This is a genomic window from Streptomyces sp. NPDC045022 (genome assembly GCF_056432605.1).
The window spans coordinates 120922-135604 of sequence record NZ_JBWKIR010000009.1 but is presented as its reverse complement, the minus strand read 5'-3'; the positions used below and the strand labels follow the sequence as shown (position 1 = coordinate 135604).

The 14683-nt window shown below is 68.6% G+C and carries 10 protein-coding genes, 1 tRNA gene and 3 pseudogenes; 10 read left to right on the top strand and 4 right to left on the bottom strand.

What is annotated here, in order from left to right:
- The first annotated feature begins 499 nt into the window (after positions 1–499).
- From AC07C1_RS18305 to AC07C1_RS18290, 4 genes are all read left to right on the top strand, one after another.
- Positions 500–724, top strand: coding sequence for a hypothetical protein (locus AC07C1_RS18305; RefSeq protein WP_478940129.1), 225 nt, complete (start codon positions 500–502; stop codon positions 722–724).
- Positions 721–1464: a GntR family transcriptional regulator gene (locus AC07C1_RS18300; RefSeq protein ID WP_478940128.1), complete on the top strand. Its 744-nt coding sequence runs from the start codon at positions 721–723 to the stop codon at positions 1462–1464. Before AC07C1_RS18305 ends, AC07C1_RS18300 begins: the two co-directional genes overlap by 4 nt.
- Positions 1461–1763 carry a hypothetical protein gene (locus AC07C1_RS18295; RefSeq protein ID WP_478940126.1) on the top strand — a complete coding sequence of 101 codons (303 nt, stop codon included), beginning with the start codon at positions 1461–1463 and terminating at the stop codon, positions 1761–1763. Before AC07C1_RS18300 ends, AC07C1_RS18295 begins: the two co-directional genes overlap by 4 nt.
- 374 nt (positions 1764–2137) lie before the next feature.
- Positions 2138–2830 carry a Shedu anti-phage system protein SduA domain-containing protein gene (locus AC07C1_RS18290; RefSeq protein WP_478940124.1) on the top strand — a complete coding sequence of 231 codons (693 nt, stop codon included), beginning with the start codon at positions 2138–2140 and terminating at the stop codon, positions 2828–2830.
- Between the two features lie 551 nt (positions 2831–3381).
- Here the strand turns inward: AC07C1_RS18290 and AC07C1_RS18285 are convergent.
- Positions 3382–3748, bottom strand: a pseudogene (locus AC07C1_RS18285) (tyrosine-type recombinase/integrase); the annotation flags it as partial.
- Between the two features lie 388 nt (positions 3749–4136).
- Positions 4137–6629 carry a phospholipase D-like domain-containing protein gene (locus tag AC07C1_RS18280; RefSeq protein WP_478940122.1) on the bottom strand — a complete coding sequence of 831 codons (2493 nt, stop codon included), beginning with the start codon at positions 6627–6629 and terminating at the stop codon, positions 4137–4139.
- 1124 nt (positions 6630–7753) lie between these two features.
- On the opposite strand from AC07C1_RS18280, the gene AC07C1_RS18275 reads away from it, so the two are divergent.
- On the top strand, positions 7754–7933 hold the full coding sequence (locus AC07C1_RS18275; protein WP_478940120.1) for a hypothetical protein: 180 nt from the start codon (positions 7754–7756) through the stop codon (positions 7931–7933).
- Positions 7934–8246: 313 nt separating this feature from the next.
- Here the strand turns inward: AC07C1_RS18275 and AC07C1_RS18270 are convergent, their stop codons facing one another.
- Complete coding sequence (locus tag AC07C1_RS18270; RefSeq protein WP_478940119.1) at positions 8247–8468, bottom strand: hypothetical protein; 222 nt, start codon at positions 8466–8468, stop codon at positions 8247–8249.
- Between the two features lie 75 nt (positions 8469–8543).
- On the opposite strand from AC07C1_RS18270, the pseudogene repSA reads away from it, so the two are divergent.
- The 3 genes and pseudogenes from repSA to AC07C1_RS18255 form a co-directional block, all read left to right on the top strand.
- A pseudogene (gene repSA, locus AC07C1_RS18265) lies at positions 8544–9602 on the top strand (replication initiator protein RepSA); the annotation flags it as partial.
- Positions 9599–9799, top strand: a complete 201-nt coding sequence (locus tag AC07C1_RS18260; protein WP_478940117.1) for a helix-turn-helix transcriptional regulator — start codon at positions 9599–9601, stop codon at positions 9797–9799. The pseudogene repSA and the gene AC07C1_RS18260, both read left to right, overlap by 4 nt.
- Positions 9799–11199, top strand: a complete 1401-nt coding sequence (locus AC07C1_RS18255) for a tyrosine-type recombinase/integrase (protein ID WP_478940115.1) — start codon at positions 9799–9801, stop codon at positions 11197–11199. The genes AC07C1_RS18260 and AC07C1_RS18255 overlap by 1 nt, the downstream gene beginning before the upstream one ends.
- Before the next feature lie 181 nt (positions 11200–11380).
- Here AC07C1_RS18255 and AC07C1_RS18250 read toward each other — a convergent pair.
- Positions 11381–11453: transfer RNA gene (locus AC07C1_RS18250), tRNA-Arg, on the bottom strand.
- Between the two features lie 321 nt (positions 11454–11774).
- Here AC07C1_RS18250 and AC07C1_RS18245 point away from each other — a divergent pair.
- Both AC07C1_RS18245 and AC07C1_RS18240 read left to right on the top strand, forming a co-directional pair.
- Positions 11775–13382, top strand: a complete 1608-nt coding sequence (locus tag AC07C1_RS18245) for a dynamin family protein (protein ID WP_478940113.1) — start codon at positions 11775–11777, stop codon at positions 13380–13382.
- Between the two features lie 678 nt (positions 13383–14060).
- Positions 14061–14683, top strand: a pseudogene (locus tag AC07C1_RS18240) (hypothetical protein); the annotation flags it as partial.

Below are 14683 nucleotides of genomic sequence, written 5' to 3'. Positions count from 1 at the left end.
ATCCGCCGTGCCGTCTCACTCACCAGAGCGCGGTACGCCTCCAAGGGCAGGCGCCGCCGTCCCTTAACGACCTCCCGGCCGACGGTCGCCCCTGCCTGCCCGGCGTCCGCCGAGGCGTCGAGGCGGCCACTGGGCCGGGTTTCTGACATCGCCGACCATCGACTCCCGCTCGCAGGGGAGGACAACGCACTCGTCCGCCCCCACGTGCGGGCCTGGGAGGAACGAGTACGGCCACGGGCGGTGCTCGTCGCTTCCCATCTGCCGGCTGAAGCCTGGTCGACCCTGGCGGGGGGCCGCTGATGTCTCCACGCCAACAGCTTCGCGTCACCGACGCCTCGGCCGTCCCCTACCGGTCGACCGCCTGCCGTATCGGCACACACCCGCTCTGCACGGAGTCCTCTCCCGTCTCCGCGCCGATCGACCTGCCGGTTGTCTATGAGACGTGCGCGTGCCCGTGTCACTCGATCCCGGGCCACTCAAAGCCCAGGGAGGTGCAGCGGTGAGCAGCTGGGCACCGGGCGGCGCGCTGGTTTCCACGGTCGAGGTCACGGCGACCACCGTGCAGCGTGGTGACGTCATTCAACTGGGCGGCAGAGCGTGCCGGGTTATGGACCTCATCCAACTTCCTCAAGGCGCCAAACGACTCCTCTTCGAGTCGGGCGAGCTGCTGACCATACACACGCGAACCCGGCTCGCTGCCGTTCGCGTGCTGAGAAGGCGGTGACCCGGTCCGTGCCTTCACGCCATCACGACATCGCCGACGATCTCCGGCGCCAGATCACAACCGGCGCAGTCAAACCAGGTGAACGCCTGCCATCCGAGGCAGACCTCGCCGACCGATACGAGGTCAGTACGGCAACACTGCGAAGTGCGCTCGCAGTCCTCCAAGGCGAAGGTCTTGTCAAGAAGATTCACGGAAAAGGCAACTTCGTCCGCCGCTCCCTCCGCAAGATCGTGTACGTCGGGGGGTGGGGAACGCTGGATCCATGGACCGCCGCTGAAGCGGCCATGCGCGTCACTGTTCGCACCACCACCGTGCAGGCAGACGGCCATCTGACGACCTTGCTAAGGGTGCCGACGGGCAGCCCTCTTGCTGAGTTCTTCTGCATCAGCCATGAGGGAGACTCACCACACGGTCTGGCCCGCATCTACATCCCGCGCGACCTGGCACCGGCCGGCGTGCTGGGCGACGACTCCTCGTGGCGGGACACGGCCACGCGATTCGCCGTCCTCGGCTCGGCACCAGCAACTGTCCGGGAGACGGTATGTGCTCGTCCACCGACACCGGACGAGGCATCCGCCCTCCGGATCGGCCCAACGGCGGCAGCCCTCGCGATCACACGGGTCGCGACCGACTCCACCGGTCGAGTCGTCGAGGCCGCGCTGCTCGTGTTCCCAGGGGATCGCGTCGACGCGGTCTTCACCACCCACGACGTGACCGATGAGAAGGGCACCCAACGATGACGGCACCGAACGAACTGCAACTCCTTCCGTGGTCGGGGCCGGAGGGGAAGCCCTGCTACTTGGACACCGACGACAAGGCCGGCTACATGTCCCGCCTGGCGGACGACATCGAAACGGTGCAACTGGGCACGGCTGCCGAGCTGCTGGAGCAGGCCTCGGAAACCCTCGACGATGAGAACGCGGACCCGGAGGAACTGCGTCGATTGGCGCGGGAACTGACGGGTGCTTTGCGTGATGTGCACCGCGTTGCGACCAGTCGGGGTCACCTCCTGGCGGCAAGCGACCTTCATCGCTCCTGAAGCGGGCGGCTGCGTTTAGCGCCTGCCGACGGCGACACTTCCGTTCCATCCTGGCGGGGAGAGGCACCCGGATACGAGCCCGGGCGCTTCTCCCCGTTCTCTCTGTGTGACGCCCGAACCCGCAACGGCTCCGGAGGCCGCTTGGCTCCTGCATAACGAGGCTGGTCACGGCCTTACACGTCGCAGATCCGGCGGAACGAGTCCACGGGTAGTCCACGGTCGCGAGCCGAGGAACCTAGCCGCGGCGGAGCCGTGCTATGCAGCGGATTCGGCGCCCTCCTGGCTCACCCTTCTCCATCGCCACCCTCGGCAGCGGGGCCCTCGGATCCACCAAAGAGGTCCCTCCAGCCGCCCCCACAAGGCAGTATCCCGGTATGGATGATTGGGACGCATACACCCTGTCAGTTCACGAGCAACTGACTGCAACAGGATTCGTACATGTGTGCAAGTGGGCGGGGCACTTCGATCCAGAGACCTTCACGAAGTACGAAGAGGTTCTGTCAGCTGCCGAGGATGAGAAACCGATCCAGAAGTTCCTGGAAGAGAACCCCTGGATGCTGATCCAGCAGATGGGAGGAAGCTGCAGATGGATTCGCCCCCAGGTGAGACTGGGTGATGCTTACGTACCTGATTTCCTGGTGGCCAGACTCGACAGCTACCAACTGAACTGGACCCTCGTCGAGCTGGAGAGCCCCAGAGCTCCACTCTTCATGGCGAGCGAAAAGAACGCCAATCGACCCGCAGAAAAGCTTCGAGAAGGACTCGACCAGATCACCGAATGGCGGCGATGGCTACGCGCAAACACTGACTATGCTCAGAGGCCGCGTGGAACCGGGAAGGAAAGCCTGGGGCTTGTCGAGATCGGCGACTGGGCCAACGGACTGGTCATAATTGGCAGACGGTCTGAAATGACGATAGCGCAGCGCAGAACGCGTGATCAGTTGGCTTTTGAGAGCAGGACAAACATTTACACGTACGACTGGTTGACCGACGAGGGTCGCAGAGTCCGCGGACGTGTAGAGGAGCTTGGAGACGGCACCTGCGAAGAGTGCTCGATGTTCCTCTAGCCAGGAGAACGCAGGACAGGGGTTGACGGGTGCGCCAACCGATCAGGCGCGCGTGTGCAGGGCACCCACCACCGAGCCTTAGTCACGCTGTCTGGCGATGTCCGCCAGAGTAAGCCGTTCCGGCGAAAGCGTGGTTGGGCGGCCTTGAGCGATGACCTCTTCGTCCCGAAGCAACTTGGGTGCCCCCTCGACCTTGGGCCGGCGTGCCTCTCACCTGCTGCGACGGTCCGCAGTCGTCCGCCGTCGTTCGCCGCTGTGCGTCGGCGTTGTCACGCAGTTAGACACTCACCCGTCCTCGACCAGGCGCTTAGTGGACGGAAGGCGAACCCGTGCTCGCCGGAGGACCGTGGACATACGGAACGGTCGTGGTCTGGCCGGATGACGGACGGCTGGCACTGCGCTCCCTTGGACGCACAGGGAGATCCCGAACGGGAACACGCCGCCCTCTTTCGATTGCCCCCCTGGCCCCGCCCGGCATCCTTGCCGAGTTCCTGCTGCGGCTGCTCCCGTCGGGTGTGACGCCCCAGCCCGGTCCTGACATGAGTACCGAAGAAAGCCGCCAATACTGCCTTACGAGTGCGCTCCTGGCTGGACGGCATGAGGTGCGCGTATACGCGGAGCGTCAGGCCAGGGTCCGAGTGGCCGAGGTACTCGGCGAGAGCCTTGATGTTCTCTCCTGCATCCAGGAGCACCGACGCGTAGAAGTGACGGAGGGCGTGCATGCCGTTCTCGCGGGACTCGGCGTACGACTCGCCCGGCTTCCGGTCGGCGATCACACCGGCCGAGGCCAGCGCGCGCTTCCACACCTCCTCGTTGAGGGACGTCGGCATCGGTGACCGGACCGGGGAGGGGCACGTCCCGCAGCTTCCCGCCCTTGGGCGGGGCGAACACGGGCTTGCTACGGCTCAGCTTGATTCTCTACTGGTTCAAGTCGGCTCGCCCCGCTCGCCGCGCGCGGCCCGGCCCCCGGCCGGGCCTGCGCTTCTGTCTCCGCCCCGCTCCAGCCCGGCCGGCGCCCGTGCCGCGCTCCTGGCTCGACGGCATCAGAGTGGGCATGCACGCGGAGCGTCAGGCCCGCGTCCGAGTGGCCGTGTGATCTCGTCGGACCGTCGGAGCCGTCATGTGGGTCGGCGGCCGTAGAGCCAGCTGTCGTATGGGGCCTGGTCGACGAGGTCGTACCGGCCGATCGCTGTAGGGGGCCAGGACGAGGGGGAGCGCAGTACCAAGGGCGGCACCCCTGGCAGGGGGTGCCGCCCTTGGGCGTTCATACCGCGCGGGACTCAGGAGTGATGGCACGCCCTGAGCCTCAGGAGTTGCTGAACGCGTCCCGCAGCCGCATCTCGTTGAATCCGTTGCCGTCGTAGTCGTCCGAGTACGTCAGCGCGAGGCGGCCGGTCGAGGCCAGGGTCACGGCCGGACCGCCCTGGCCGCCGCCGGTCACCACGTTCATCCGGTAGGCGGGGAGCCTGCCGGTCGTCGTGCCGTCGGCGTTGAAGCCGCGGGCCCACACGTCGTCCTTGCCCGCGTACAGGGTCCCGCCGATGTTCACGTCGAAGGCCTCCTTCCACGTGACCACGAAGCTGCCGTCGTCGGCGACCGCGACATCGGCGACGTCCTGGTCTGAGATCGGCCGCTGGCCGTCGACGTACGGGCCGCTGATGGTGCCGTCCTCGGTGATCCGCTGCTCGGCCGCCGCGGCGCTGCCGGTCGCGGAGAAGACGCGGTCGTAGATCCGCTGCGGCCGCACCAGCGTGCCGGTGCCAGTGGTGTACTCGTCCGTCCACGCCACGACGAACCGGCCGTCGCCCGTCGACGCCACCGCGGGAACGGTCTGCTGCCCGTCGGCGAGGGAGTTGGCCACCTTGCGGGCCACGGCGAAGCCGCCCGAGGTGCTCAGCTTCGCGAGACCGATGTTGATGCCGCCGTTGCCGTCCGCGTCCTCCTCCCAGACGATCGCGGTGTTCCCGGCGTCGTCGATCGCCGCGTCGGGGCGGCGGTTCGACCCGGCTGCACCCGAGTTGATCGTGCTGACCTGGACGTCCTGGTAGCGCAGCGTACGGGTCCCGGACCAGCTGCTCGCGTAGATCTGGTTGAGCGTGGAGCCGTCGGCCGTGCTCTCCCAGGCGACGGTGTAGGAGCCGTCGCCGGCCACCGCGACCGTCGGCCGCAGCTGGTCCCCGTTACCGGAGGCGTGCGGGCGCGGCAGGGCGGTCACCGTGCCGTCCGGGGCCACCTTCACCACGGCGATGTCGGCGAACTTGTTGCCGTCGTCGTCCTTGGCCCACGCGACGATCGCGTTGCCCTGGTCGTCCACGCCGACGTCGGGCTTCTGGTGCGACCACGTCGTGTTGCCGGCGGTGCCGCTGTTGCTCAGCAGCTTCTCGTTCCACAGCGCGACGCCGTCCTTGTACATGCGGATGTACACGTCGGTGCCCAGCTCGATGTCCGAGGAGTCGTGCCGGTCGCCCTGCTCGTACACCACCGCGGTGTAGACGGACGAGGTGCCGCCGGAGGCGATGGCGCTGTAGTGCTGGTCGCCGCCGGCCTGCACGTTGACCCGCGAGTAGTGCTGGGACGTCGAGCCGTACTTCGAGGCGTCGATGTCGACCGCACCCGAGTGCACCTTGTTGAAGTTGGCGACGTAGGCCTGGTAGACCGTCGGGTCGTCGATACGCAGCAGCGTCTCGTCGTTCGTCTTCAGCGAGCCCGAGGTCCAGTTGTGGGAGCCCGTGTACACGTGCTGGACCTTGGTGCCGTCGGCCTTCGTCCACTCCGTCAGCAGGTACTTGGAGTGGGTGGTGCCGTGGTTGCAGGAGGCGGTCGCTGAGGACTTGTAGCGGCACCCGCCGGGGCGGTTGCCGTAGGCCGCGATGTCGAGGGCGGTCAGGTCGTTGACGCCGTCGTTGCCGCCGCCGTTGCTGAGATCGCGGACGTTCGCGTCGACGCTGCACCCCTGGGACCGCTTCGCCTGCAGGGCGTCGTAGACACCCGGGCGGGTGGTCCGCTGGTCGAGCTCGGCCGCCGAGATCCTGATCTTTCCGTCGATCGAGCAGTCGACCTTGTCGATGAACGAGGCGAGGATGTCGGCGTTGCCGTAGTGGGTGGCGTCCGAGGCGGTATCACGGGGGAAGAAGAACGCCTCGACGGGAGAGCTCGGGTCGCCCGTGGTGTAGTCGTACGTTGTGTGCAGGCTGTCGCCGGCATGCTTGATCTGGTCGTTGAAGTGCGCGCGGTACCGGGAGGCGAGGGTCGCGTTGTTGGACACGACGACCGCGTTGTTGATCTCGCCGTCCTGGCCGCCCGCGAGGTTCTGCGAACTCTGCCAGACGACGTTCTTGCGTCCGTCGGTGAGCGCGTCGAACACGATGTACTTGTCGTGGTCGATCGCATTCGTGTCGCCCGAGCCGTTGCCCAGGCAGCCGCGGGAGCACCAGGTGAGGCTGGAGTTGCCCGTCAGCGTCAGACCGTCCAGGTTGCTGCTGCCCCGGTTCGCCGACTCCGAGATGATGCGCAGCGTGACGCCGCGGCTCTGGGCGGCGGTGAGCTTCGCCCGCAGATCCGAGCTGTTGAACCAGTACATGCCCATGTAGAGCGTCGAGTTGGGCGCCGCGAGATCGATCAGGTCGCCGACCGAGGTGTTGATCGAGGAGTCGTACGTCGTGGGCGTGGGGTAGTTGAACACCGCCGAGTAGTTTCCGGAGACGACGGTCTCCGCCTGAGCGGTGGCCGGAGCGAGCAGTGCCGCACCGAGGGCGAGAGGGGCACCGAGTGCCGCCAAGCGCCGTATCTGTCTGCCCATCTGTTTCCTTACATACATACGAGTTGGGGAAGCGCCATCTTATGGTGCGCTTATTTACGTTCTTGACCGACGGTCGACGCGTCAGCGCACGGTGACACCCGTGACGGGTGACGGAACAGCGGAGCGCGCTCACGAACCTGCCCGATCCGCGGGCCGGCGTAATGGGCCATGAGCCCTCGCGCCGAAGGGGACGCCCGACAACGCGGCGAGTGCCGTAGCCGGCGTCGCGCACCCGCCGGGATCAGGGGACAGCCCTTGGAGCGGCCAGCTCCCGACGCAGTTCACGCATCGCCTCTGCCAGGCGCTCCACTCCTCCTATCCAGGCTGGGCGTTGAAGTCGGCTGCCTTCCGGGACCGGGGCCCAACTCACTCGCATCCACGTGTCGGCGAAAGTGCCGAGCGAAGTCTCGGTGCCCCAGGGAGCGAGGAAGGCACCGATGGCCACGCCGGCGAGCGCGAACGTTGGCGCGATCCTTGGTGTAAGCCCAGCCAGGTGTTGCCCCGATCATCCCGGTGTTCAGGTGAAGGGATGCTCCTCCGTTCCGTGGCGGGCCGTCTGCGGGCCGTGCGAGGCCGCTCGACAGCAGTCGGCAACGGCCGATGGCGACCTCTTAGAAGATGCGGGCACACCTTGGTGAGGCGGTCGGCTCCTCCCTTGAGATCGCCGTGTCGGCCTGTCGAGTGCCGCTGTCGTCTGCCGTCGTTGCCGTCAGCGCTGCCGTCACTGGCGGCGGCAACATCGCGTGCGCACCGCATTAGGAGCAGGATGGGCGGCTGCTGGCGCGACCTGGCCGCCGTCGCTCGCTGGTCCATGACGTTACGCACAGGCGAGAACGAGCCAACTTCGAACCGAAAGATGATCATCCATGGCCATCTGCGCAGATGGCTAAGAAAAAGCCGCAGGTCAGGCGTCTGTAGCCTCACCTACAGAAAACTTGGAGAGCGGCAAAAGCCCTGCTGGGGAACGCAGTTGAGTCCGTGGCTGACGGCTGACGTTGACCACATCAACCCCACCTCGTGGCACATACCGTCTACGGAAACGCGGACGGGGACCGCCCCGGCATGGGCGATCCCCGCAGTGTCCGCGTGCAATGCCCCAGCGAGAGCAAAACAAGGACAGGCACATGGAAGCACAGATGTGGAAACCTCTGCGGATCGAGTACCGCCGCCCCCAGCTCCAGGACTGGATCAACGTGGCCACCCTCGGCACCGCAATCCACCTGCAACCGCAGGTCCCGACCGGATTCGCTTTCGCGGCCGCAGTGACCCTCCTCCGGTGCCTGCGCTACCGCCGTACTGTCTGAATCCACACCCCAACATCGGAGTCCCCTGTCGCACACGCGGCAGGGGGCTTCGCCCGTTCCGCCGCCCCCAGGTCGGGCGGACGTCCACACCACCGGGCCCTTCGGTATCTCCCGCCTCGCACCATCAGCTTGGGAAGCTGCGGGCATCGGGGGCCTGTTGGGTGCGCTGACCTGCTCGAACAGCCTGCCCGCGGCCTTTGCGGGCCCGGCTGCCTTCACCGTGATTCCCCGCTGTTCCCCGCTCGATCTGGTGTGCTTGTGGTGCGGTCGCTGTCGGCGTGGGGCTCTACGAACCGGCCCGTCTGCAAGTGCCTCAGAGGTGTTGCTTGGCTTCCCTGATCAGTCGGCTGATGTCGTCACGGGTCCGTACCCTGGCATCGTCGAGTTCTGTTCTGCTGTGTGTCTTGGACAGCGCGGTAACGTCTGCGAGCACGTCCTCCGCGGCCTGGCTCAGCGTCTCGTCTTCGGTAAGCATCTGTACCCGAAACAGTGCCTCTTGGGCGTTGGAGCGTAGGTCGTAGGCGCGGATCCGCACCGTGTCGGGGTCCTCCGGTGGTGGCTGTTCGTGTTCGCAGAACCAGAGGTGAACCAGGCAGCGGCGGTAGTTGACCCCGACCGCCGCGACATCCCCGCCACCGTCCGCGATCACCCGCGCGTCTTCGCCACCCTCACGGCCCCCTCGTTCGGCCCGGTCCACAACCGTCCCGATCACGGCACCTGCCGCTGCGGCACCCCGCACGCGCCCGATGCTCCGGAGCTGGGCACCGCCCTCGACCCGGACAGCTACGACTACGCGGGCGCCGTGCTGTTCAACAACCACGCCGGTCAGCTCTGGCAGCGCTTCACCACGCGACTCCGCCGCGAACTCGCCGCCCGCGCCGGCCTGCCCCGCCGTGAACTCGCCGAACACCTTCGCCTCTCGTACGGCAAGGTCGCCGAGTTCCAGAAGCGCGGCGCCCTGCACTTCCACGCCGTCGTACGCGTCGACGGCCCGGAGGGGCCCGGGACACCCCCGCCCGCCTGGGCCACGGTCGACCTCCTAACAGACGCTGTACGTGCCGCCGCAGCGCACTCGTACACGTCCGTATCGGTCCCGGCTGCCGGTGACGAACCCGCCCGTACCTTCGGCTGGGGCCGACAGCTCGATGTCCGCCCGGTCAAGGCCTTCGGTGACGGTTCCGACATCACCGAACAGGCCGTCGCCTCGTACGTGGCCAAGTACGCCACCAAGGCCGCCGAGAACACCGGCACCCTGGACCGCCGTATCGGCGAACTCGCCGAACTCGACCGCCACTAGGTCCCCGACCACACCCGGCGCCTCATCACCGCCTGCCGCGACTTGGACAGCCTCTACCCGGACCGGCGTCTCTGGGCCTGGGCCCACATGCTCGGCTTCCGCGGACACTTCTCGTCCAAGTCGCGCACCTACTCCACCACCCTCGGCGCCCTGCGCCAGGAGCGCGCCGACTACCGCGCCGCCCAGGAGGCATCCGTCCTCGGCCTCGACGACCGCGAGCCGGACACCGTCCTCGTCCTGGCGGACTGGCAGTACGCCGGCCACGGCCACACCCCGGGCGAGGCCGCCCTCGCCGCGACCATCGCCCGCGACCTCCAGACCAACCGCGAGACCGCCCGCGACGCCCTCCTGAACGAACGGAGCACGGAATGACCACGGCCATCCGGTCACGACGCACCATGCTCACCCTCGCGGAGGTCTGCGAGGAACTGGCCATCTCCCGCTCGACCTTCTACGACTGGCGGGCCAAGCGCCGCGCGCCGCGCTGCATCAAGCTCCCGAACGACGATCTCCGGATCCGGCGGAGCGACCTCGATCACTGGCTCGACGACTGCGAGGACGCCGCCTGATGGAGACTACGTACGACGTGAAGATCTACAAGATCCTCACCTACAACGGCGCCCGGAAGACCACGTACACCGTGCGCTGGACGGTGGCGGACAAGCGCTGGCGCGAGCCCTTCAACACCGTCGCGCTCGCCGAAGGGTTCCGCTCCGAACTCATCCGGGCCACGGGCAAAGGCGAGGCCTTCGTCGTCGCCACAGGTCTCCCGGTGTCTCATCGCTCCAAGTCGGCTGCCATGAGCTGGTACAAGTTCGCCGTCGAGTACATAGATGCCCGCTGGTCTCAACTCGGCGGCAACAGCCGCAAGAACATCGCCAAGACCATGACGGCGACCACCATCGCGCTGCTGCGGGCCAAGCCCACCCAGTTCGCCCCTGCGGCCGTACGCACCGCGCTGCGTGAGTGGGCGTTCAACACGAACCGACGCCTGGACGCGCCCCGAGACGTGGTGGCCATCCTGAAGTGGGTCGAGCGGAATTCCCTTCCGGTCTCGGTCTGGGAGGACCCGGAGAAGGTCGACCAGGTCCTGCAGGCCATCGACACGCGCCTCGACGGCAAGCAGGCGGCGGCCTGGTCCCGGAAACGCAACCGCCGGATCCTCAACGTCGCCATGAAGTACGCGATCCGGCGGCGCATCCTGCGGGCCAACCCCCTGCCCAAGGGCAAGGACGCGACCGCCGCCACGAAGACCACGAACGCCGTGGACAAACGGTCCTTGCTGAACCCCGAGCAAGCCGCGGCGATCCTCGAATGGATCCGGCGCCGGCCGCGCGGCGGTCAGCGGCTCCACGCCTTCTTCGCCACGCTGTACTACTGCGGCCCCCGGCCCGAGGAAGCCGTAGCCATGCGCGTCGAGGACGTGACCCTGCCCGAACCCGACGCCGACGACCAGTGGTGCGAGTTGCTGATCCACACGGCGACTCCGGAGGTCGGGAAGCAGTGGACCGACACGGGGGAGATCCACGAGCAACGCGACCTGAAAGGCCGCGCGGAGGGCGAGACGCGCACGGTGCCGGGGCACCCGGCCCTCACGCGCATCCTGCGGCAGCACATCGAGGACGAACAGCTCCAGCCGGGTGATCTGCTCTTCCAGGGTGAGTCCGGCGGCATCCTCGCCGGCTCCGTCATCCGCCGGGCGTGGCGCAGCGCACGGAAGGCCGTACTGCCCCCGCACGTCTTCGAGTCACCCACCGGACGGCGCGTGTACGACAACCGGAACACGCGCCTGACGAAGTGGCTCAACGACGGGATCCCGCCCGCTCAGGTGGCCGAGTGGGCCGGGAACAGCGTTGCCGTGCTGCTGGCGACGTACGCCCGGCGCGTCGACGGGCAGCTGCCGGACCTGAAGCGGCGGCTGGAAGCCGCGGGTGACCTTCCGGAGACGGAGGTGCCAGGCGCTGGCTGATCGTCCCCCGGTCGAGAACTTCGACACGTATTCGACACGGCCACCCGCGAAAGCCCGGTGACAGCCGTACAGCCCCGGACCGGACCCTTGATCATGAAGAGGGCGTCCGGGGCTTCGTCGTACCCACGGACATCTGCTCTGACCTGCAAAAAGCCCTCCCAAACGGGAGGGCGAAGACAAGCGCCCCCGGCAGGACTCGAACCTGCGGCCAAGCGCTTAGAAGGCGCCTGCTCTATCCACTGAGCTACGGGGGCCTGGTGGGGTGGCTCCGTACCTGGTGCCCTGGGGTGGGCTGATCCGTGACGTCGCCGGGGACAAGGATAGGGCTCCCCGTTCCTTGACCCTGTCGCTTCGCCTCCGTGGCTCGATGTGGAGGTTCGGTGAAGCGGTCCTGATAATCGCAGGCAGGTACGAATCGTGCACCGGTTTTGGCCTCCGACGCACCGGGTGTTGTGCACTCGTTATGCCTGGACTGTGCCCGTGTCCTGGTCGCCCCTTCCGTCCGATCTGTCCCGTCGGCACGCAGACATATCTATATGCTTCAGAATTCCCCTAAAATTGGGCATTCTTCGCATGTGGTGACCTTGGACGTACGGCCTCAGCTGCTCGACACGCTCTCCGCTCTGCGCGACCGTGTCGCCGCCGCACGCTTTCCGCTGCCCTTGGCCGGGGCCCCACGCGCGCGTGCAAACCGTGACGAACTCCTGGCACAGCTCGACGACTATCTCCTGCCCCGGCTACGAGAGCCCGAGGCGCCGTTGCTGGCCGTCATCGGCGGCTCCACCGGCGCGGGCAAGTCGACGCTCGTCAACTCCCTCGTCGGCCGACGGGTGAGCGAGGCGGGTGTGCTGCGGCCGACGACCCGGACCCCGGTCCTTGTCTGCCATCCGGAGGATCATCACTGGTTCAGCGCGATGCGCGTGCTCCCCACGCTCACGCGCGTGTGGACGCCCCACCAAGACCCTGTCGACGACCTCCTGGTGCCCGGCGAGGATCACGGGCGCGTGCTGCGCATCGAGACCGCCGACACCCTTCCGCGCGGGATCGCCCTTCTCGACGCCCCCGACATCGACTCCCTGGTCGCCGACAACCGCGTCGTCGCCGCCGAACTGATCTGCGCCGCCGACATCTGGATCATGGTCACCACGGCCGCCCGCTACGCCGACGCCGTCCCCTGGCACCTGCTGCGCACCGCCAAGGAATACGACGTCACCCTCGTCACCGTCCTGGACCGGGTCCCCCACCAGGTCGTCTCCGAGGTCTCCCGGCAGTACGGCGCGCTGCTCACCAAGGCCGGGCTCGGCGACGTACCGCGCTTCACCGTGCCCGAGCTGCCCGAATCCGCCTGGGGCGCCGGTCTGCTGCCCGGCACCGCCGTCGCAGCCCTGCGGACCTGGCTCGTCCACCACGCCCAGGACCCCACCGCCCGGCAGAACGTCATTGCCCGCACGGCGCAGGGTGTCCTCGACTCGCTCAAGTCCCGTATGTCCGAGCTGGCCAGCGCCGCGGCCGCCCAGTACGCGGCTGGCCTCCGGCTCACCGCGGCCGTGGACTCCGCCTACGACAGCGAGCACGCGCGCGTACGCGGCCGTCTCCAGTCCGGCGCCGTCCTCGCTGGGGACGCCCTCAAGCGCTGGCGGGCCTTCCCCCTGGACTGCACCGCCGGCGAGCTGCTCGACGCCCTCGTGGAGAGCCTGGCCGCGCTGCTGCTGTGCTCCGTCACCGCCGCCGACGAGCGTGTCGACGAGGTCTGGCGGCGCGAGCCCGCCGGGGCCGCCCCGGGCCTCGCCGATCACGCCACCTCCTTGGAGAGGGCCGAGCACCGCATCGGCATTGCCGTACGGCGCTGGCGGCGTGAGCTGGAGGAGTACGCCGAGGACGAGGTACGGGAACTGGACCGTACGGCCGCACCGGACTCCGAGGTCGTCGCCGCCCTGGTCGCCACCGCGCTGCTGGGCGGGCGCCGGGCGCGCAACGCGAGCGAGGGGCTCGCCGAGCGGCTCGGCGCGCACGGCGCGCTGCGGTTGCGTGACCGGGGCGGACGCCTGCTCCACGAGTACGTGGACCGCGTCATGCTCGCCGAACGCGAGCGGCGCCTCGCCCCGCTCGACGCCCTGGACGTCCATCCGGAGCCCCAGGCCGAACTCATCGCCGCGCTGTCGGTACTGCAGAAGGAGAGGTGACCGGTGACCGCCGTCACTGACCAGGACCACACGGATCACACCGACCACATGGGGCGCATGACGCACGGCCACCACGAGGGGCCCGGACCCCAGGAGCGCGGCGACCACACGGGGCCGGCGGCGGCGCCCATGGAGCGGGGCGACCACATGGGGCCTGGTCCCATCGAGCGGGGCGACCAAGCGGGCGCAGGTCCCATCGAGGGGGGCAACCACACGGGAACCGGGCCAATGCAGCGGGGTGGCCGCACGGGCTCGGAGGCCGTCGGGCCCGGCGGGCGTAGCGAGAGTGGCGAGCCTGGTGACGGTTCGACGGGGCGGGGTGGCCCGTCCCTCGCGGGGTCGCGCAGCGCGTCCCCGGCGGGACTGGGTAGCCAGGGCCCCACGGGGGACGGCGAGGGGGGCCCTGGGGAGGGCCAACTCTCGGACGGCGGCGACAGGGGCACCGGGGAGTGCCGTCCGTCGGACGGCGCATCCGGTGACGGCCCGTACGGCGACGCCGGTGCTGCCGCCGCCCCGGCCGCCGGCACTCACGCCGGCACTGCCATCGCGGGCGGGGACGGTGGGCGGCACGCGCGCGTGGAGGACGCGAGTGCGGAGCCGGAACGGCCGCCCACGATGCCGGGTGAGAGCGGGGGCGAGGGGGTGGGCGAGGACGCGCAGCGGGTGCAGCACACGTGCGTGACGGACGAGAAGCACGCGCGCGTGGAGGGTGAGAAGCACGCGCGCGTGACGGACGGGAGCGCGGACGGGGTTGGGCCGGCGCGTGGGAAGGGCGCCGACGCGGGCACGGGGGCACGTCCCCTCACGCCGAAGCCCCGCAACACCGAGGACACGCCGAGACCGCGCCCCACTGAGGAGACATCGAAGCCCCGTGCCGATGAGAACGCCCTGAGGTCACGTTCCGCCGAGGACGCGCTGAAGCCCCGCAACGCAGCCGAGGCGCTGACGTCCCGTGCCACTGAGGACGCGCCGAACCGCGGCAACGCCGACGAGGCGTCGAAGCCCCGCATCGTCGAGAGGGTGTTGCAGTTCCGTCCCAGCGACGCTGAGCCGAAGCCCGGCCACACCGGCGAGGCATCGAGGCCAGGCCGCACCGGCGAGGCATCGAAACCCGGCGCCACCGACGAGGCGCCGAAGCCCGGTCGCACCGGCGAGGCATCGAGGCCCGGCAACGCCGACGAGGCGTCGAAGCCCCGCATCGACGTGAGGGTGTTGCAGTTCCGTCCCAGCGACGCTGAGCCGAAGCCCGGCCACACCGGCGAGGCATCGAGGCCAGGCCGCACCGGCGAGGCATCGAAACC

Coding starts and splice junctions, on each gene's coding strand:
- AC07C1_RS18275 (WP_478940120.1), top strand. CDS start 7,754: ATGGAAGCACAGATGTGGAAACCTCTGCGGATCGAGTACCGCCGCCCC.
- AC07C1_RS18260 (WP_478940117.1), top strand. CDS start 9,599: ATGACCACGGCCATCCGGTCACGACGCACCATGCTCACCCTCGCGGAG.
- AC07C1_RS18255 (WP_478940115.1), top strand. CDS start 9,799: ATGGAGACTACGTACGACGTGAAGATCTACAAGATCCTCACCTACAAC.
- AC07C1_RS18280 (WP_478940122.1), bottom strand. CDS start 6,629: ATGGGCAGACAGATACGGCGCTTGGCGGCACTCGGTGCCCCTCTCGCC.
- AC07C1_RS18295 (WP_478940126.1), top strand. CDS start 1,461: ATGACGGCACCGAACGAACTGCAACTCCTTCCGTGGTCGGGGCCGGAG.
- AC07C1_RS18290 (WP_478940124.1), top strand. CDS start 2,138: ATGGATGATTGGGACGCATACACCCTGTCAGTTCACGAGCAACTGACT.